The sequence below is a fragment of the Pseudomonas sp. PDM25 genome (assembly GCF_019219045.1).
Taxonomy (GTDB): domain Bacteria; phylum Pseudomonadota; class Gammaproteobacteria; order Pseudomonadales; family Pseudomonadaceae; genus Aquipseudomonas.
The window spans coordinates 40,315-59,489 of record NZ_JAHUWL010000021.1; the positions used below are offsets into that span (position 1 = coordinate 40,315).

Annotated in this window: 17 protein-coding genes; 12 read left to right on the top strand and 5 right to left on the bottom strand. The window is 54.2% G+C overall.

Features of this window, described 5'->3' with window-relative positions:
• Nucleotides 1-543: 543 nt before the first annotated feature.
• Nucleotides 544-2,499, bottom strand: a complete 1,956-nt coding sequence (gene acs, locus KW848_RS28300) for an acetate--CoA ligase (protein WP_218538766.1) — start codon at nt 2,497-2,499, stop codon at nt 544-546.
• A 414-nt stretch (nt 2,500-2,913) separates the two neighbouring features.
• Between acs and KW848_RS28305 the strand changes: the two genes are divergently transcribed.
• From KW848_RS28305 to KW848_RS28335, 8 genes are all read left to right on the top strand, one after another.
• The gene (locus KW848_RS28305; protein WP_008145979.1) at nt 2,914-3,177 is read left to right on the top strand and encodes a DUF2790 domain-containing protein; all 264 of its coding nucleotides are present in this window, start codon (nt 2,914-2,916) and stop codon (nt 3,175-3,177) included.
• Between the two features lie 188 nt (nt 3,178-3,365).
• Nucleotides 3,366-3,680 carry a hypothetical protein gene (locus tag KW848_RS28310; protein ID WP_111451526.1) on the top strand — a complete coding sequence of 105 codons (315 nt, stop codon included), beginning with the start codon at nt 3,366-3,368 and terminating at the stop codon, nt 3,678-3,680.
• A gap of 517 nt (nt 3,681-4,197) precedes the next feature.
• Nucleotides 4,198-5,448, top strand: a complete 1,251-nt coding sequence (locus KW848_RS28315) for a ribonucleotide-diphosphate reductase subunit beta (RefSeq protein ID WP_008034875.1) — start codon at nt 4,198-4,200, stop codon at nt 5,446-5,448.
• 275 nt (nt 5,449-5,723) lie between these two features.
• Nucleotides 5,724-5,888, top strand: a complete 165-nt coding sequence (locus tag KW848_RS32555) for a hypothetical protein (RefSeq protein ID WP_008038478.1) — start codon at nt 5,724-5,726, stop codon at nt 5,886-5,888.
• The gene (locus tag KW848_RS28320; RefSeq protein ID WP_218538767.1) at nt 5,885-7,390 is read left to right on the top strand and encodes a DNA cytosine methyltransferase; all 1,506 of its coding nucleotides are present in this window, start codon (nt 5,885-5,887) and stop codon (nt 7,388-7,390) included. Before KW848_RS32555 ends, KW848_RS28320 begins: the two co-directional genes overlap by 4 nt.
• Nucleotides 7,356-9,035: an McrB family protein gene (locus KW848_RS28325; RefSeq protein WP_218538768.1), complete on the top strand. Its 1,680-nt coding sequence runs from the start codon at nt 7,356-7,358 to the stop codon at nt 9,033-9,035. The genes KW848_RS28320 and KW848_RS28325 overlap by 35 nt, the downstream gene beginning before the upstream one ends.
• 2 nt (nt 9,036-9,037) lie before the next feature.
• On the top strand, nt 9,038-10,696 hold the full coding sequence (locus KW848_RS28330) for a DUF2357 domain-containing protein (RefSeq protein ID WP_218538769.1): 1,659 nt from the start codon (nt 9,038-9,040) through the stop codon (nt 10,694-10,696).
• Nucleotides 10,696-11,178 (top strand): very short patch repair endonuclease, encoded by a 483-nt coding sequence (locus KW848_RS28335; RefSeq protein WP_218538770.1) that lies wholly within the window; start codon nt 10,696-10,698, stop codon nt 11,176-11,178. The genes KW848_RS28330 and KW848_RS28335 overlap by 1 nt, the downstream gene beginning before the upstream one ends.
• A 128-nt stretch (nt 11,179-11,306) precedes the next feature.
• Here the strand turns inward: KW848_RS28335 and KW848_RS28340 are convergent, their stop codons facing one another.
• Nucleotides 11,307-12,170 carry a hypothetical protein gene (locus KW848_RS28340; protein ID WP_218538771.1) on the bottom strand — a complete coding sequence of 288 codons (864 nt, stop codon included), beginning with the start codon at nt 12,168-12,170 and terminating at the stop codon, nt 11,307-11,309.
• Nucleotides 12,170-13,195, bottom strand: coding sequence for a hypothetical protein (locus tag KW848_RS28345; RefSeq protein WP_218538772.1), 1,026 nt, complete (start codon nt 13,193-13,195; stop codon nt 12,170-12,172). Before KW848_RS28345 ends, KW848_RS28340 begins: the two co-directional genes overlap by 1 nt.
• A 721-nt stretch (nt 13,196-13,916) precedes the next feature.
• Here KW848_RS28345 and KW848_RS28350 point away from each other — a divergent pair.
• Complete coding sequence (locus KW848_RS28350) at nt 13,917-14,426, top strand: Bro-N domain-containing protein (protein ID WP_218538773.1); 510 nt, start codon at nt 13,917-13,919, stop codon at nt 14,424-14,426.
• A gap of 273 nt (nt 14,427-14,699) precedes the next feature.
• Nucleotides 14,700-15,689, top strand: a complete 990-nt coding sequence (locus KW848_RS28355; RefSeq protein WP_218538774.1) for a hypothetical protein — start codon at nt 14,700-14,702, stop codon at nt 15,687-15,689.
• 6 nt (nt 15,690-15,695) lie between these two features.
• Here the strand turns inward: KW848_RS28355 and KW848_RS28360 are convergent, their stop codons facing one another.
• Nucleotides 15,696-16,514 carry a sulfite exporter TauE/SafE family protein gene (locus KW848_RS28360; protein WP_218538775.1) on the bottom strand — a complete coding sequence of 273 codons (819 nt, stop codon included), beginning with the start codon at nt 16,512-16,514 and terminating at the stop codon, nt 15,696-15,698.
• A gap of 270 nt (nt 16,515-16,784) precedes the next feature.
• Here KW848_RS28360 and KW848_RS28365 point away from each other — a divergent pair, with 270 nt between their 5' ends.
• Complete coding sequence (locus KW848_RS28365; RefSeq protein ID WP_218538776.1) at nt 16,785-17,552, top strand: helix-turn-helix domain-containing protein; 768 nt, start codon at nt 16,785-16,787, stop codon at nt 17,550-17,552.
• A gap of 93 nt (nt 17,553-17,645) precedes the next feature.
• A complete protein-coding gene (locus KW848_RS28370) occupies nt 17,646-17,963 on the top strand; it encodes a helix-turn-helix transcriptional regulator (RefSeq protein ID WP_033056760.1) in 318 nt (105 codons plus the stop codon).
• 48 nt (nt 17,964-18,011) lie between these two features.
• Here the strand turns inward: KW848_RS28370 and KW848_RS28375 are convergent, their stop codons facing one another.
• Nucleotides 18,012-19,070, bottom strand: coding sequence for an MBL fold metallo-hydrolase (locus KW848_RS28375; protein ID WP_218538777.1), 1,059 nt, complete (start codon nt 19,068-19,070; stop codon nt 18,012-18,014).
• Nucleotides 19,071-19,175: the final 105 nt, after the last annotated feature.

Below are 19,175 nucleotides of genomic sequence, written 5' to 3' on the forward strand. Positions count from 1 at the left end.
GGCCCGAAGCCGATATTTCTTCAATGCGACAACTAATTACAGAAGCACCGAGAAAGCCGCCTGGGCGCGTTGACAGCCTTGCAAATTCATGCAAGAGCAAAAGACAGTGAACCGATCTATGCTGCAAATTGCGGGCCTATTATTGGCAAACCCTTCTAATCCGGCAAGCGCAGCGTTGTGTCTTATTTTTTATGAGCGCTTATGAGGTGCGAAAAGGCATTTTGGCGTTTCCCTATGCCCCGGATTCGATTGAGCGGTTACACATTCAGTTACTTGAACGGTGGCTGGTAACAGTGGGAAACCACCTACAGGCGATACCGATAATTATTGGCTGTTGTTGATGTGGTGTCTGACAGGACGCCTTCGCGAGCAAGCCCGCTCCCACAGTAGTTCTTTGGTGATCACAAGTGCTGTGTCCACTGGAGATCCTGTGGGAGCGGGCTTGCTCGCGAAGAGGCCCGGACTGCCAATACAAAAACCCCAGGCAGTAAAAAGCCCCGCCAGGCGCAATGCCGGGCGGGGCTTTGGTGACTCAAGAACCGTTTAGGCGACGTTCATGATCTTGTGCTCATCAATCAAATGCTGCACCACACCCGGATCGGCCAGGGTGGAGATATCCCCCAACCCATCGTATTCGGCCGTAGCAATCTTGCGCAGAATGCGGCGCATGATCTTGCCCGAGCGAGTCTTCGGCAGCCCCGGCGCCCACTGGATAACATCCGGCGAAGCAATCGGACCAATCTCCTTGCGCACCCAGTTTTTCAGCTCCAGGCGCAACTGCTCGCTCGGCTCTTCGCCAGCGATCAGGGTGACATAGACATAAATGCCCTGCCCTTTGATGTCGTGCGGCACACCGACCACGGCCGCTTCGGCGACTTTCGGGTGGGCGACCATCGCGCTTTCAATCTCGGCGGTGCCCATGCGGTGGCCGGAGACGTTGAGCACGTCATCCACGCGACCGGTAATCCAGTAGTAACCGTCTTCGTCACGACGCGCACCGTCACCGGTGAAGTACATGCCGCGGAACGTCTTGAAGTAGGTATCGACGAAGCGGTCATGGTCGCCGTACAGCGTGCGCGCCTGACCTGGCCACGAATCGAGAATCACCAGGTTGCCCTCGGCCACGCCCTCGATGATGTTGCCCAGGTTGTCCACCAACGCCGGCACCACGCCGAAGAACGGACGCGCCGCAGAACCCGGCTTGAGCGCGTGCGCACCCGGCAGCGGGCTCATCATGTTGCCGCCCGTTTCGGTCTGCCACCAGGTGTCGACGATCGGGCAACGGGACTGGCCGACGTTCTTGTAGTACCAGTCCCACGCTTCCGGGTTGATCGGCTCACCGACCGAACCCAACAGACGCAGGCTGCTGCCATCAGCGCCTTCCACAGCGGCCTTGCCCGACGCCATCATCGCGCGGATCGCCGTCGGCGCGGTGTAGAGGATGTTGACCTTATGCTTGTCGACGATTTTCGCCACCCGGGTAATGTCCGGGTAGTTCGGCACACCTTCGAACAGCAGCGTGGTCGCGCCATTGGCCAGCGGGCCGTAGACGATGTAACTGTGGCCGGTGACCCAACCGACGTCGGCGGTGCACCAATAGACTTCGCCCGGACGGTAATCGAACACCCGCTCGTGAGTCATCGCCGCGTACAACAGGTAGCCGGCGGTGGTGTGCTGCACGCCCTTCGGCTTGCCAGTGGAACCGGAGGTATAAAGGATGAACAGCGCTTCTTCAGCACCCATCTCTTTCGGCGCGCAGACACTGCCCGCCACTTTCATCAGGTCTTCGTACCAGATGTCGCGATGCTGGTTCCACTTGATGTTGCCACCGGTGCGCTTGCACACGATGACTTTCTGAATGCTGCTGGTTTCCGGGTTGGTCAGCGCATCGTCGACGTTGGTCTTGAGCGAGATCTTCTTACCGGCACGAACACCTTCGTCGGCGGTGATCACCACTTTGGATTTGCAGTCGATGATCCGGCCGGCCAGGGCTTCCGGCGAGAAACCACCGAACACCACCGAGTGAATCGCGCCGATCCGGGCACACGCCAGCATGGCGACCACGGCTTCGGGGATCATCGGCATATAGATAGTCACCACGTCGCCGCGGTGCACATCCTGGCCACGCAAGGCGTTGGCGAATTTGCAGACTTGTTCGTGCAGCTCGCGGTAGGTGATGTTGCGGCTTTCGGCAGGGTCATCCCCTTCCCAAATAATCGCGATCTGATCGCCGCGCTCGGCCAGATGACGGTCGAGGCAGTTGTAGGAAACGTTCAGGGTGCCGTCGGCGAACCATTTGATGTCGACATGGTGATCGTCGAAAGAAGTCTGTTTCACCGTGGTGAAAGGCTTGATCCAGTCGAGGCGCTTGGCTTGCTCGCGCCAGAAGCCGTCCGGGTTAACGACCGACTGCTGGTACATGGCCTTGTAGGTCGCCTCGTCAGTCAGCGTGTTGGCCAAAACCTCGGGACGAACGGGATACAGAGAAGCCGCACTCATCTTTGTTACCTCGGTGGAATAGTTGTTTTTGTATGACCCAGTTGTAGCCGGGCCGGGCCTATAGAACCATTCGACGATGGTAGTAACAAGCCCCTACAAAATGTGGCTATACCTCGCCGACGCGCTCAAGAGCGGTGATTTCAGGGGCTTTGGGCATTTATGACAATGGCTTCATCAGCGAGCCAAAGGTCGCTTTTCGAGGATTGTTACAGGATCTGCCAATAGTGTTTATCAAAAGCACGCCTATATGAATGTAAACCCCACGCCTAAAATCAGCCTCGCCAACCCGGCAACGTGATTAACCAAGTTGCAGCCCCCACGAAGGCAGTTAATCCAAAACCTAGTACTTAAGTTCTACACGCAACCCCAAAAAGGTTGCGTGACCCCATTCGCCCTCTAAAAGGTAAATCTGAAATGAAAGCTTTATTAGTTCTGGCCCTCAGCAGCCTGTGCGCAACCGCCATGGCAGACGAGGTTCCGACTGATGTCGCACAGCAGCAACCCGCCGTTGAGGAATACACTTACTCCACTCACCTGGACATCGCCAAAGTTATCTCCATGAGCGAAATCCCGAACGTCTGCGAAGTTGTTCCGGCGAAAATGGAGTACGACGACTCCAAAGGCCAACGCCACATTCTTCGTTACAGCGTCATGGGCAACGGCTGCTCTAACGGCTGATCACCCGCCCTCACCTTCCCAAGGTTCGACCCACCCGCCCGCTATTAAGGCAGATGAAGCGCCGAACCTTATATATCGATATATACGATTGATTTAAGCGTTTACTTGCGCTTTTTAATCAAATTAACTGGCGTAGCATGAATTCCATACCCAAGGCACAAAACGCCAACGAACCTGGAGCCACTACCATGAAAACCAAACTGATCCTCGCCCTGACCCTCTCTGTCCTGGCCGCTAACACCTTCGCCGCTGACGGCTACGACCGTACCGGCTCGGCAACTTTCACTACCGAAGCGGCTGTCGCTTCTGATGGTTACGACCATACCGGCTCAGCGTCTTTCGCCTCCGATGGCTCCGATCACACGGGCGCTGCCAAACTCGCTGCTGACGGTTTTGATCACACTGGCGCCGCCAAAGTCGCTGCTGACGGCTTCGATCACACCGGTGCAGCCAAGGTCGCAGCTGATGGTTCCGACCACGTGGGTGCAGCTCGCCTCAGTTGATCATTGAGTGCGACTTCATAGCCTGACTTCGGTCGGGCTTAGTTGTGTCTGGGGGCATCGAAAAGTGACTCAAAACACAACATGTAGTGAAAAACGCAGTTTTTTGGCTGTTTTTTGAACAAAAAAATGACTAGCCAAAATTTATGAAAAAAAATCTTCACGCCCGACATCCAGCCAAAGCCCTATAAACCCTCGCTCCGACCGAAAAACCCTCCTTCTCGACCGCTCCATGCGCGGATTCGCCCCACCACGGCAGCAAAAATTTCCCTATAATGCCGCCTTAAACGGGCCTGCAATATTCCCTTACAGGGATAACAGCCAGTCTGAAGCCCACGCCGAAGTCTTCACCGATTTCTGCGCCCCTCAGAGGCTCTCGGAACCCCGTACAAATTTATGTTTATTTGCCTGCGTGTACCGCTGCAAAAAACGCTATCCAACGCGGCCAGTACGGCCGTGTGAAAAACAACCAATCAGTTTTCACACGGGCATCTGGCCCTCACGCAGGAGACGACACGTCATGCTGAGCTGGGACGAATTCGACAAAGAAGACAGCGGCGAAACCGTTGTAAAAGGCGCCAACGCCGGGCACGCAACTGAAGCCAACATGGACCGCCTCGACACCGCTGGTGGCGTCGCGGCTCAAGAAGCCCGCGCTGTAACCGCGTCCGACTCCGCCGCAATCGCCCGTGCAAAAGCTGCCCTGGACAACCTCGACATCGCCGAAGGCCTCGCCGAACTCGAAGGCGCCTCCGCCCGCGTCGCCGTCGACGAAAAGCGCATGATCAACTGCCGCGCCGACCTCAACCAACTCGTACCCTTCAAGTACGACTGGGCCTGGCAGAAGTACCTGGACGGTTGCGCAAACCACTGGATGCCGCAAGAAGTCAACATGACCGCCGACATCGCCCTCTGGAAAGACCCGGAAGGCCTGACCGACGACGAACGCCGCATCGTCATGCGCAACCTCGGCTTCTTCTCCACCGCCGACTCCCTGGTTGCCAACAACCTGGTCCTGGCCGTGTACCGCCTGATCACCAACCCGGAATGCCGCCAGTACATCCTGCGCCAGGCCTTCGAAGAAGCGATCCACACCCACGCCTACCAGTACTGCATCGAATCGTTGGCCATGGATGAAGGCGAGATCTTCAACATGTACCACGAGATCCCATCGGTCGCGAAAAAAGCCACCTGGGGCCTCAAATACACCCGCTCGATCTCCGATCCGAAGTTCGAAACCGGCACCGTCGAAACCGACAAAGAGCTGCTGCGCAACCTGATCGCCTACTACTGCGTTCTGGAAGGCATCTTCTTCTACTGCGGCTTCACCCAGATCCTCTCCATGGGCCGTCGCAACAAAATGACCGGCGTCGCCGAGCAGTTCCAATACATCCTGCGCGACGAATCCATGCACCTGAACTTCGGCATCGACGTGATCAACCAGATCAAAATCGAAAACCCACACCTGTGGGATGCTGAAATGAAGGAAGAAGCTTCGCAGATGATTCTGCAAGGCACTCAGCTGGAGATCGAATACGCGCGTGACACCATGCCTCGCGGCGTGCTGGGCATGAACGCGGCGATGATGGAGGACTATCTGAAGTTCATCGCTAACCGTCGTCTGTCGCAGATTGGGTTGAAGGAAGAGTATCCAGGGACGACTAATCCGTTCCCTTGGATGAGCGAGATTATGGACTTGAAGAAAGAGAAGAACTTCTTTGAGACTCGGGTTATTGAGTATCAGACTGGTGGGGCGTTGAGCTGGGATTGATTTTTAGATTCAGCATCCACTGAGCCAATTAAAAAGGCCCGTAACGCATAGCGCGTTCCGGGCCTTTTTCTTCACGCCGAAAAAGTAACGTTTTTGCACATTACTAAGGGGTTAGCGCTGCATCGGGTGTTGCGAATCCCCCCTGAAACAGCTGGTCAGGGACTGGTGCAAGGGTATGCGTCATGGTGCACAATGGCACCACTATCATTATTGGTCCCAAGCTTATGGCTCGCTCCCCCATCGCTCCTGATCGAAAGACCGTCAGGACTTCAGTCATGTTGCCTGAGGACGTCCACTTCCAAGTGCAAGCTCTTGCCGACGCAAATCACGTTTCGTCCGCCTGGGTCATCCGCATGGCGGTGCAGCGCTTCCTGGACGAGCACCAGGGCCAGCTGGAACTGCCTCTTCGCCTGTCTTCGCGACAAGGATCTGATTCATGAGTAAAGATGTCTTTCTTCGTAAACTAGCGCGTCTCCAAACCTCTGCGAAGCCCCGCGTACTGGATCTATTTTCCGGCTGTGGCGGAATCTCACTAGGCTTCGAGTCCGCAGGCTTCGAGATGCGGGGCTCCGTTGAATTTGATCCCGATGCCGCCAGGTCGCATGGCCTGAACTTCCATGGCGGCGCCGAGGCCCACAGCCAGCCGATTGACATTACAAAGACTTCTCCGGCTGATCTGTGCCTCAAGCTTGATTTAGGCAATGTTGCAGATGCCTTCGACATCGTAGTGGGTGGCCCTCCCTGCCAAGCATTTGCTCGAGTGGGCAGGTCCAAACTCCGCGAGATTGAGGAGCATCCCGAAGCGTTCATGCATGATCCGCGTGCGCAGCTCTACAAGAAATATCTGGAGTACGTAGACGCGTTCCAACCACTTGCTGTGCTCATGGAAAATGTACCCGACATTCTCAACCATGGCGGCCAAAACATTGCCGAAGAAACCTGCGAAGTCTTGGAGGCAAAAGGTTACGTCTGTGGCTATACCCTGCTAAATGCTGCGTTTTATGGAGTCCCGCAGATGCGGGAGCGAATGTTCCTGATTGCATACCGACGTGAGTTGGGGGCAACCGTTTCGTTTCCCTCTCCCAGTAACTGGCTGATATTGCCTCCTGGATATGAGGGCTCTCGCTCCGTCGCGCTCAAGTCATTGCGCAATTTGACCGATCAGGCTCACTCTTATATAGAACCGCCCGCTGCAACTTCAGACCTCCCGCCCGCGGTAACGGCGGAAGACGCGCTAGGCGATCTTCCAGCAATTAATGCTCGTGAGCTACTTGCTGCCGGGAAAATTACCCGTGGTGCGCGCCGCTTCGATAGTCCGGTCAACTACAGCCGCAGAAAGCTTTCTGCCTATGCAGAACTGATACGCACTTGGCCAGGCCATGAAGCTCCCCCAAACGGGGTGGCGGATCATGTCATCCGCTATCTGCCACGGGACTATGAGCTGTTTGCCCGTATGAACCCAGGAGATCAATATCCGGAGGCATATGCGCATGCTATGGACATGTTCCAGGAGCGCTTGTCAGTGGCTCGTGCCCGCGGAGAGGAGCTTGCTGACGATTCATCAGAGTACAAGGCTCTGAAGGATTCGATTGTGCCGCCATATGACGCAAGCAAGTTTCCAAATAAATGGCGCAAGATGTGGCGCGACCAGCCAGCACGTACACTCATGGCCCATTTGGGCAAGGATGGCTATAGCCACATTCATTACGACAGCAACCAAGCCCGGACCATTTCGGTGCGCGAGGCTGCACGCCTGCAATCTTTCCCAGATGGTTTCCGTTTCAGCGGAACTATGAATCCCGCCTTCAAACAGATTGGCAATGCGGTCCCGCCCTTGCTGGCCAAGGCTCTGGCCACTCATATGATGCAAACAATTAAGCAGGCAATCACACAAAAGGATATGGCAGATGAGCCTCGTCGAGCGGCAACAGCAGTTTCTTGAAGCCGCCCAGAAACACTTCGGCACATCAAAGGCAGTTCGCCCACGAGAACTGTTTGGCGTCTCGAACAGTGCCAAGATTGTCGAGGGAGGCATCCAGCTTGGTGTAGTCAACTTGGATAACGTCAAAGGAGATACCGAGGCCCTGATATTAGGCTGCGTTCTCCGATTCCCGCCAGAAGATGAGGTTTACTTTGCCGTCCTGGTTCGCAAAGACAAAGCGAACTTTCTTGAGCGCCTAGCCGAGATGAAACGCCTCGGCGTTGCTGCAAAGAGTGCCGGAGAAGACACAGAGTTTGCGCTGGAAGCTTCTGGCGATAGCGAAGCGCAGTCGGAACCCCCTGGAGCCACTATCAAGTACAGCGCCAGGAATAACCTAGTGCCGATCTATCTGGCTAGGGATGGGCGGCTTTGGCTACGCAACGCCAAATTCTGGGACAGCCTAGCTTTCGATCTTTCACCTTTCGGGCCCTCAACAGAACCGGACGAGATCGTTGTTGCACTGTATCCGCCAACAGCCTCCGCAAGGCGCAGCCTGCTTGCCCGCGAATTCATCGGATGGCTAGGCAGTTTGGTCGGCAGGGAAAAAATTCACGAACTTCTCGTCTGGACGGATACGGCGACGCTCAGCCCAGACATGCTGCGCATGCCTCCAACCCTTCCAATTGAAGAAATAGAGAAAGCCATCAAGACCCTGGGTGGTCATTATCCAAATGGAGAGGTTCGGCGGTTTCATGCTGCGCTGAACTTCCTAGACCATAAGCACTTCGTGATCCTCTCCGGACTTTCAGGTACGGGAAAGACGCAACTGGCATTGAAATATGCACGAGCGGTTCACGGTTTGACCTCGAATACAACCGCCGATCCATTGCTTTTCGAGTGCCCGGTTCGTCCAGAATGGACTGACCCTACTGGGCTTACGGGATACTACGACGTACTAACAAACCGCTACGTCGTGCCGACCTTTCTGGAAGCCGTGCTGGTCGCGACAGCGCACCGGGACTCTCCGGTATTTGTAATCCTCGATGAAATGAACCTCGCGCGGATTGAGTACTACCTCTCTGACATATTGTCAGCCATCGAAACCCAGGGAGCTCTGCAACTGCACTCAAACGGTGTGCCTCTGGAGGGAACCACCGGTGCCAGTGTCCGGGCGGAAATCCCCTTACCCTCTAACCTCTTCATCATCGGCACAATTAACATCGATGAGACAACTAACCCTGTCAGTGACAAAGTACTTGATCGGGCATCGGTGATTGATATGTCTGCGGTGGATGTCTCGGGTTTCATGGCCTCACTGACTGAACGTTACCCCGAACTGCAGGACGCGAAGGATGCATCCGAACCGAAACTAACCGAAATCCACAGGCTCTTGGAGCAATACGGCCTAGGGTTTGGTTACCGGGTGATTGAGGAGTTTGTGCGATACCATGCCTTCGACGCCAAGCATCTGCAAAACTCGGCTGACAGTGTCACAGACCAATTACTGGTACAAAAAGTCCTGGTCAAGCTGCGTGGCTCCGAGCGCCAGCGTCCACTGTTGAATGCTCTGGACAAAGTCTGCAATAGCCTCCCCAGCGCGCAGAAGTATGTCCGTAGACTACTGAGTGATCTAGATGAGTTCGGCTCCTTCCAGGCGATGCGTTGATAATGACAACGTTACACGTTCAGAGCGAAAACGGAGGGCCTGCATGGCAGGTCTGGCCGACACAGGAAGTAATTCCTAGCGGTTCGATCAAGGAGGCTTCTTCTTATCTATTTGAACTACGCGATAGCGATGATGCACTTGATGCCGATCTTCTGATCGACGATGTACCTGTCGAGGCTTTGCGTTCTCGCCAGCCCCGCGTTGCACGCTGGCGATGGACGCCTGGTTTCCACGCCGGCTCTGTAGAGGTAGCTCTGCGCCTCCCTGGCACGGGAATACGCCGCTTCGAAATCACTACTGATCCTGATCTTCGCAAGCTCACTCGTAATGACTTTGACGTTATGGTGCGTGAGGTTTTGGAAGATACCTTCGCACTTTTCTCACTTAGTGCTTTTCGCAAGGGCATCGCACGCCAGTCAAGTAGTAAACCACCACCATTGGCCCGGCTAGAATTTCTTCGCTCGCGGGCCGAGGAGATCACGCAAACGATTGAGGCGATCAACCGCTCCCCCAGACACTTCCTTCGCGCCGAACAGATAACCTTACCCTTTCATCGCGCTGCGCGTGCGACAGGACCGGAAATTATAAAGTCGCTTCGGTCCGGACTTATCCGAACGGAAACCAACAGACCATCCCGGTTACCTGCTGCGCTCGGCGGACGCCTGCCAGCACAGATCACAATACGCCAACGTCGCAACAGCGTAGACATTCCGGAGCACCGACAGATCAAGGCATGCCTCCAGTCTTGGGCAGCTTGGTTGTCAGGCGTCGCCGATGTGCTTGCCAAGACAAGTCGGAGCAACGACTCGGATGCGCTTTCTACAGCCGGCAGTTGGGCTGTTCGTACACGACGAATTGCACGTCAGCTCAACGACGCTGCCGACTCAGGCTTTATGACAGAGGTCACCGACAGCCCGCCCATGCTGCAGATGTCTTCGCTGTTTCGCAACGACCCTGTTTACCACCGCTTCTACCGACTATGGCAAGACATGAATCTGGGCCTCGCCGCTCTGTTCGGCGACTTCTTGCAAATGCCGCTGGCCAGAACGTACGAGCTGTACGAGCTATGGTGCTTTCTGCGCCTCCTTCGCGCGGCCGTTCAAGAGTACGGTTCGACCGGTGTAGATCTGAACAATCTGTTCGTAACCAATGCGGCCGGTGGTGTAACGATTTCCGCAGGTGCCGTTATCGTTTCAGTCAGCCCTGACAAGGTCTTGTGCTTCCAGCGTCAGTACCGTGAGTATTGGGTAGAACCAAGTGGCGAAGGCAGTTTCAGCCGAGTCATGGTGCCCGATGTGGTTCTTGCAGGTACCGGTTTTGGCAGCCCTGGGAAGCAGGTCATTGTCCTGGATGCGAAGTACCGCATTAATGACGGTCTGAATGATGCGTTGAATTCCATTCACATGTATCGCGACGCACTGGTGCAAGAGGCTAAGAGCGGGGAGATTGAGGGTATTGTCACAGCCGCCTATTTGCTAACACCGCACACTCCTGCCCTCAACGCCGACTTCAAAAATACACCTGTACCTGGGCGGCTTTTCCATCCTCAATACCGGGATAAGTTCCGCTTCGGTGCTATTACTCTACGTCCGGGTATGAGCAGCGACGATCTGCGAAACAGCCTGAAGACCATTGTCGCAGATGCTATCGGAGAGACCTGATGGCTGATGTACTTACCCCGGCGCAGCGTAAGCTCAATATGAGCCGGATCCGAGGCCGCGACACTAAGCCGGAAATGCTTATCCGGCGCGGGCTGCATGCACGAGGTTTTCGATATCGATTACAGGATCGCAAATTGCCTGGCCGTCCGGACCTTGTTTTTCCACGTTATCACGCAGTAGTCTTTGTCCATGGTTGTTTCTGGCACGGGCATAGTTGTCCAATGTTCAAACTTCCGGTAACCCGCCAGGAGTTCTGGGCCACAAAAATTGCGTCTAACCGCGCCAGAGATGAGCGAGCTGCCGGAGATCTGCTTAAACTCGGTTGGCGGGTCGTGAATGTGTGGGAATGCAGTATCAGAGGCCCTGCCAAACTTACCGCCGACGAAGTTATTACAAGATGCCAGAAATTCCTGCTTTCCGACGAAGTTACTCTGCTGGATATTTCCGGAGTTGCAAGAGCGCATGAAAAAAATCAGCGATAAGTCCGACGAAAGTAGCAGTGAGTACGTCGATAACATCATGCTGACCGCGCCAATCGCTCATGTCGCCATTTTGCAAAGCCGTAAGTTCGCCCAAGGTAACCCCGTGATAGCAGCGGCTTCATCCGCAGCTACCCTCCCCAAATCATCAGCTCCGATTCAACAAGCTCATGGAACAAGAAAGCAAAGTAGTTAATAAAAACAGGATTGCATACTTCAAGAAACTCATCGGGACACTCCAGATCAATGATCGATAAGTTCTTTTCATGGAACAAGTAATGAAAAAACTGATTTCTAAAGCCGACAATCAGCGCATCAATATGCATGTACTTTATTTCGATAGAATCCACAGTCTCCGATACAATATCCTCAGCTTTAATATAGCGTTTGACAACCATAATATTTTGCTGTGGATTCCCTGTCCTGGAAAAAGACAGGTTGGCAACGGAATTGGCGACAGATCCATTCAGATGATTTCTTGAGTACTTTTTTAGAACAGCCAAGTCAGATTTAGCTCCTCCTTCAATCAAACCCTTAAATTCTGAAAAAGTATTATTAAACCCGCCCTTCTTTATAATCGACACAATAGGCAAGCACAGAGCGATTTGCTCAACTATCCTGTAGATATGCAAAAAACAGCCAATATGGTTATTTTCTGCTCGATACCCAAACACATTTTTAAGTTCATTGCAAATATTGCGATGAATGATCATGTTTTTGAAATTAGCTGACTTAAAAAAAACATCCAATTGCTTTCGAGTGTAGGTCGGAAACTTTGAGGCAGCCTGAACAATTGAACTTGTCGCCACAGCCTGATGGGGTATCAACATAAAATCAAATTCAAGCCTCTTTGGTGCGACTGAACCGATCCTGCCAACCTTTCCAATTCCAACGAGCAACAAAAGAGACTTCAACCTGAAGTTTTCAGAAGGAGTTACGCATCCATACACAGAGTTCCGTAACTTTGCTGGCGAAAAGTAGTCAAACGCCGGCATTATTTTTGACTCAACTCAATTACAACATCACTATCCGATGACACCTTGAACCGAGATAAAGCCCCAAAGTACTCTGCAACCATTCTACGTCGATAATCACCGACCTTGATTTTCTTTTTATCAAAATTCAAGAATATATTTTCAAAGCGAGCAATTTGGACATTTAGCGACTCAATACTTTCATCTTTTAGTTCGTCGAAATTGTTTCTTGCAGCTACGCAAAACCCAATAAAATTATTGCCAGACAGGAACCACTTACTTATAGCGCTATCCACAGACCGATCAGCAATCCAACCAAGCACTTCTGTAAACTCATATCCATCCGAACTGATATCGCTCGCAATTATCCGTTCAGCAATGAGCTCATCCATCTTTTCCTCAATGATAAGCTTATTGTCGATCGCGGTTGTGTTAGCAAGAAAAGCGATATATCCCTTTACAATATCAGACCTATGCACAGATAACTTATTGGAAGAAACCTGCTTCGTCTTATGAGACTGGTTCCTTAGAGATAAATTCTCAAAGTCGAACATAGTCTCAGACAAAATATCAATTTGATGACGCGGAGACATAGGCTTTTGTCCATTATTCAGCGTAATCATTCTGTACAGCAGGCGATCCATGGATGGGGCCACTATTATATTTAAATGCAGAATACGCTCATGAAACACTGCTTGAATATCTCCTTCCAGTTCAGTGTTTGCGCGGTGAATGGCACTGAGCCGCTGAATTCCGTCCAGAATAAACCCTTCAGATATATTCTCATTGATATATTCTTCGTCAATGACTTGAGGGCCATCCTGAATCACAAAAGCAATTGTAATTGGAGGAATAATGCAGCCTATTTTTAAATCGTTTCTAAGCCTGCTATAGAAGGATGGATTTTGCAAATTTCTTTGAATGTCGAGCCGTTGAACCAGAGGATATAACTTATCAATCGCGAGGCCATATATTGTCTGACCGACAAAGTAAGTTGCCCCCAGCACCTCATCTCGCAATGGAGCTCCAAACAAATCTATTTTCATTTTCCGCCCTTATATTTTATTCTTAAACAATTATGCCACCTGAAGGTACGAATAATACTTCTTGGCAGGCAGGATTATCAGCACTTCAAAGATTAGCGCATACCATAACGCAAAAACAACAGTAGAACGACTTGGACACCACCAAAATCGCGACACGAAAACCTGCTTCTGGCCGGCGCTTTATTAAAATATTCGAAGCCGGCAGTTCCGATGCTTTTGACGGTTTCTTGTCCATTTACCGAGGATAAACCTGTGTCTATGCGATTAGTAGACGCAACGCCTAAAGTGGATTAATCAACAGAGTATGAAATTCTCCCTTTACGAAACGCAGTGCTACCGCGCTGCGCTCAGGTCAGGTCAGGTTCGGTAACGGGGGTTGACCATACGGCAACGCGCCCATACCCTCTTAATCCGGCGCCTAAGAAACGCCTCAACCAGAGCGGTCCTCCGCACCCGACAGTCATGCGGCTTTTTTTCGTCTGCGGTTTCCCTACGCCTGCGAGAAAATCCCCGTTATGTCGGGAGTGGGCGAATACAAGACCCGAAAGGGGAATATGTCCGGCCCGTCTCTGGTGGGTTTCTTAGCTCCCGACACCCATAACGAATGCCCTAAGAAAGCAGCCAGAGGTAAAGGAAATGCCTGATTTCACTACCTTCACGATGAAGGTGAATCGCCGTACCTGTAGATCCATTCCCGCGCTTCCGTTTCAGGAGGCACGCCATGTCTGAACCACTTTTACCAACTCTGTTCACCCGCCATAAATCGCACCTGCACGCGATTCTGGTAGAGAACCAGGCGTGGTTCTGTGCTCACGAGCTAGGCCGGTTGATGGGTAAATATCTTGATGAGCGCATGCTGCGCAAACTCGACGCTGATCAACGGCAGATGATGTGCGTGCAGACCTATGACACAGCCGGAGAACACTTGATGGTGAGTGAGTCCGGTGTGTACGCGCTTTTGGTCTATCACTACTGCCCCGAGTATCGCCAGCTTCGTGAGTGGCTGACGCATCAGGTTGTGCCTGCGTTGCGTGATGCCCGTCCGGTGCGTTCGGTCGAGCGTCCGACGTTGAGTGTGCTGAGTTGGCCGCAGATGTCGCTCAGCATGCTGCACTGGCAGGATGAGCCGTGGATTCGGTTGCGGGATATGCCTTGCTTGCTATCGGATGATCCGTTCAATCGCAAGGAATCCTGGTGGCGCAGGACTTCGCGGTTGCTGCGAGGATATTGACTGTTCACAAATCCGCTGTTTGAGTTTTCAGGCAGCGGATTTTTATTGGATGAATAAACTGGGGCCGCTTCGCGACCCAACGGGGATAAATCCCCTCACCACAGGTTCGTGCCTGGCTTGGTTACTGTGTTGATGTTGGGAATCGCGAGCAGGCTCACTCCCACAAGGTTTGGTGTGTTGCCGCAGATTTTGCGCTGTGTTGAAAACATTCAGTGCAACCCGCCCCACCTCCCGCTATTAATACCCTTCCCCACTCAAGGACCCGAGCCCGCCATGAAATTCGACCTCGCCTACTGCCTCAGCCTCGACGACAAGCTGTCGATCTATGACGTGCGCGATCTCAATTTCGACGAAACCATGGATTTCGACTCCGCCAAAGAACACTTCCAATGCCCCAACGATGCTTGTCGTTTGGCGTTCGATGCGGCGAATGTGTTGACGACGTTCAACGCCAAGAACGTGAACTACGTGCGCACCCCGCACTTCAAGAACACGCCCAGCACCCGGCATGTGGCGGATTGTCCTTATGTCAGTCTCAAGGCGTCGACGTCAGGTGTGGACGCGGACGGTGCGGAAACGGATGACAGTCGTGAGGAGCATTTCCCGTCGGAGTTGTTGCTGACGCGGCGTGAGTATGTGCGTAAGCCGTCGAACCCTGCGGTGGCGGCTGACGTGATACGGGACGATCCGAAACCCTCTTCAGAGGCCAGTGATGTCGAACACCCGAGCCCCGAGTCGGCACCGGACAAGACCAGTGTCTTCGCCCACCCGGTGGAGTGTTTTGTGTCGAACTTCGAGGACAAGGAGCTGCTCAAGCGCATGCCGCTGAAGATTGGTGAGCACACGGCGCCTTATGGGTCGTTCTTCAAGAAGATCGAGTATCTGCAGGACAACAAGGGGCTGATTTACTGGGGCAAGATCAAGGAGATCAAGGATTACACGCAGAGTTTTCGCATCGATTTCGAACAAAAGGTCTGGTTCAAGCAACCGGACGAGGCGAAGAAGAAGCCTTATTCAGTCAACGTTTACTTGAGCAAAAAGCTGATCGACAACTACCGCAAGCGCAAAGCGTTTCTGGAAGAGATCAAGCACGCCAGTGAGAGCGGGAAAGAATTGTATTGCTTCTTTTATGGCGTGACGCCGGAGTTGAAGATGGTGCCGAGCAAGAAAAACCCCGAGCAGACGTTCGGGGTGTTCAGTGCGAATATTGAGAACCTGGATCACTTTATTATTCGGGAAGCACCGGGGTTGGAGGCGAAGTAACGGCGATTAACTCAGGCACAGGCTGAGCATCACCAAAACCAGCAAACCAACATACACCCGCGCATGCATTCGATCCGGTATCCGCCCAATCCACGGCGTAGCCAACCGAATCCCCACCAGCGACCCCACCGTCAACACCGCAAACGCCAGCACATCCACATAACCGACAAACCACGGCCCAAGATCAAACTCGGTAAACCCAGCCATGGCCATGTAAGTCAGCGTCCCGGCCAGCGCCACGGGCAAACTCAGTGGATTGGCCATGGACGTCGCCTGGGACATGCTTAACCCACAACGCCGCAACAACGGCACGGTCATAACGCTGCCGCCTACGCCGAGAAACGTGGCGATGGTGCCGATTCCGACACCGCCGCCTGACACTTCTGCCCTTCCCAATCGCCGTGGGATGGCGGTGTCGGACGCTGTAAGAAAGCCGCGTCGCAACAAGCAATCCGCGATGGTCACGCCCAGGTACGCGATGAAGGCATAGCGAATCACCTCGCCACTGGCCCACATCGCCGCGACGGCGCCGACGACCGCGCCCACGCCGATGAACCCGCCCAACGGCCACAGGTAATGACGAATGAGATTACCGGCGCGGCGGTGTTTTCCGGTGGCGATCGTTGCGTTGACGATCATCACGCAGGTCGAGGTTGCCACAGCAATGTGCATCGCCGATTGGCTGACGGGGTCGTCTGTGCCGTGGCGGGTCATGAGCATGCGGTACAGCAATGGCACAACGACGAAACCGCCGCCGAAGCCGAACAGCACGGCCGTGACGCCTGTCATGCAGCCGAAGAGTGCCAGCAAGAGGTAGAAGAACATCGCGCATCGTCCGTTGGTTGAGAGTGGCCGACGATAGAGCGATGGGGGTTGGCCTATCGCCGGTAAGTTAAGTAAGAGCAATCCTTGTGGGAGCGGGCTTGCTCGCGAAAGCGGTGTGTCAGGCGACATCAATGTTGGCTGTGCCGCCGTCTTCGCGAGCAAGCCCGCTCCCACAAGGATTGCTCTTAACTTACGGGTATTAGGGCTTGGCCTGCTTCAGCAAGTCAGCCAATAATATTTGCGTTTACGCCAACCGCTGGATGACGCTTGATGCGCAATGTTTCGATTGATCTGCTGGACGACACGCCACGACCGGTGGTGGCCATCGGCACGGATTACCCCAACGGTCAGCTATTGCCGCGCCATACCCATCGACGGGCGCAGTTGTTGTACGGCGCCACCGGGGTGATGCAGGTGAGTACGCACGACGGCAATTGGGTGGTGCCGCCGCAGCGGGCGGTGTGGATTCCGCCGGGGGTGGCGCATGAGGTGTTGATGCTGGGCGTGAGCACCCGCAGTTTGTACATCGAACCGGGAACGGTTGATTTGGGCAAGCGCTGCCAGGTGATCAGTGTTTCGCCGTTGATGCGGCATTTGCTGATGGAGGCGGTGGAGGTTGCGCTGGAGTACGACGAGGCCGGACGCGATGGTGCGCTGATCGACTTGCTGCTGCATGAGTTGGCCCATAGCGCTCACTTGCCGTTGCACATTCCGCTGCCCCTGGATGCGCGGCTGCTTGGGTTGTGTCAGATGTTTCTCCAGCAACCGAACGCTCATCAATCACCGCCACAGTGGGCCGATCAGTTGCATATCAGTCTGCGCACCTTCAATCGCTTGTTCCGCCAACAGACGGGCCTGAGTTTCAGCCAATGGCGGCAGCGGGCTTGTGTGGTACTGGCGCTGGCGCGGCTGGTGGTGGGCGAACCGGTGACGCGCATTGCCCTGGATTTTGGCTACGACAGCCCGGCGGCGTTCTCCACGATGTTCCGCCGTGTGCTGGGACAGGCGCCAACGACCTGGCTGGAGGGGACGAGATAGAACCGATCAAAAAATGAGTTTGATTCGGGCTCAAAACAACTGTACAAAAACACAGTACATTTTGAATCAGCACTCTTGAGCCCGGAGAACACCATGGCCTCTCTTGCGATGAAAATCACCCTGGAACGTATCGCCCTTTTCCAATTCACCCCCGCGCATAGCGTTCAGGCCCGAGCGATGTTGGGTTGGAGTGTGGAGGAACTGTCTCGGGAATCCGGGGTTTCGGTCGACGCTATTCAGCGATTTGAGGATGAACGCGATGTGCTGGATGTTACGCGGCTGGCGTTGGCTTATCGGTTTGAATCGGAGGGGTTGGTGTTCTTCCCGGGGTTTGCGCCGGGTCGAGGAATGAATGTGAAAGGGTCGACGCCTGATCCGGTGGGGCGGGCGGATTATGCGATGGTTGAGTGAGGTGTCGGCCCGGGCCGCTTACAGGGTAAGCAGCCCGGTTTCACATCATCAAGCGTTCTGAGGTTCCACCTGATCGCCAACACTTTCCAACTCCGACCACCAAGTGCTACCCCGCTGCGGATACATCACGTTGAACGCCTGCCCCATCTGCGGCGTGGTAATCGAAACATTCCGCTCCCAGGCCAACGCCAGAATGCGGTCAAAGGGTTCGTACCAGGCGTGCATCGACAAATCGAAGGTGCCGTTATGAATCGGCAGTAACCACCGGCCTTTGAGGTCGATGTGCGCCTGTAGGGTTTGCTCCGGCTGCATGTGCACATGCGGCCACTCAACGTTGTAGGCACCGGTTTCCATGAGGGTCAGGTCGAACGGGCCGTACTGTTCACCGATGCGTTTGAAGCCGTCGAAATAACCGCTGTCGCCGCTGAAGAAGATTCGCGTGTCACCGCTGATCATCACCCATGAGGCCCACAGCGTGCTGTTGCCATCGAACAGACCGCGACCGGAAAAGTGCTGCGAAGGTGTGGCGATGAACTGAATACCGTCGACCTCAGTGCCTTGCCACCAGTCCAGTTGCCGGACCTTGCTGGCGTCGATGCCCCATTTGATCAGGGTGTCGCCCACGCCCAACGGCGTGAGGAAGTACTTGGCCTTGTCCGCCAGTTTGAGTACGGCTTGATAGTCGAGGTGGTCGTAGTGATCGTGGGACAGGATCACCGCTTCAATCGGCGGCAGTTCTTCGAGGCTGATCGGCGGCTGGTGAAAGCGCTTGGGGCCGGCCCATTGCACGGGTGAGGCGCGTTCGGCGAAGACCGGGTCGGTGATCCAGAATTTGTCCTGCAGTTTCAGCAGTACGGTGGAATGGCCGAGGCGGTAAACGCTGTGGTTGGGGGCGGCGATCAACGCTGCTTGAGTCAGGGTTTGTACCGGGACAGGCGCCGTCGGGCGGGTGTTACGCGGTTTATGGAAGATCATGTTCCACATGATGCGCAGGGTTTTGCGAAAGCCTTCGCGCTTCGCCAGCGCATGGTTTCGAAAGAGCCCTTCTACCTGACGGGAAGCTTCAGGCGTGGAGGCGTTGTCCGCAGGGGAAGTTGAAGTGGCCATGACTGAATGACTCCAGGAAAACCACTTGATTCGCAGTTTTCCGCTCGGGACGATAAATGGCCAAGGCACGCACGCATTAGCCGGAGATTCTATTGTTCACTGTGC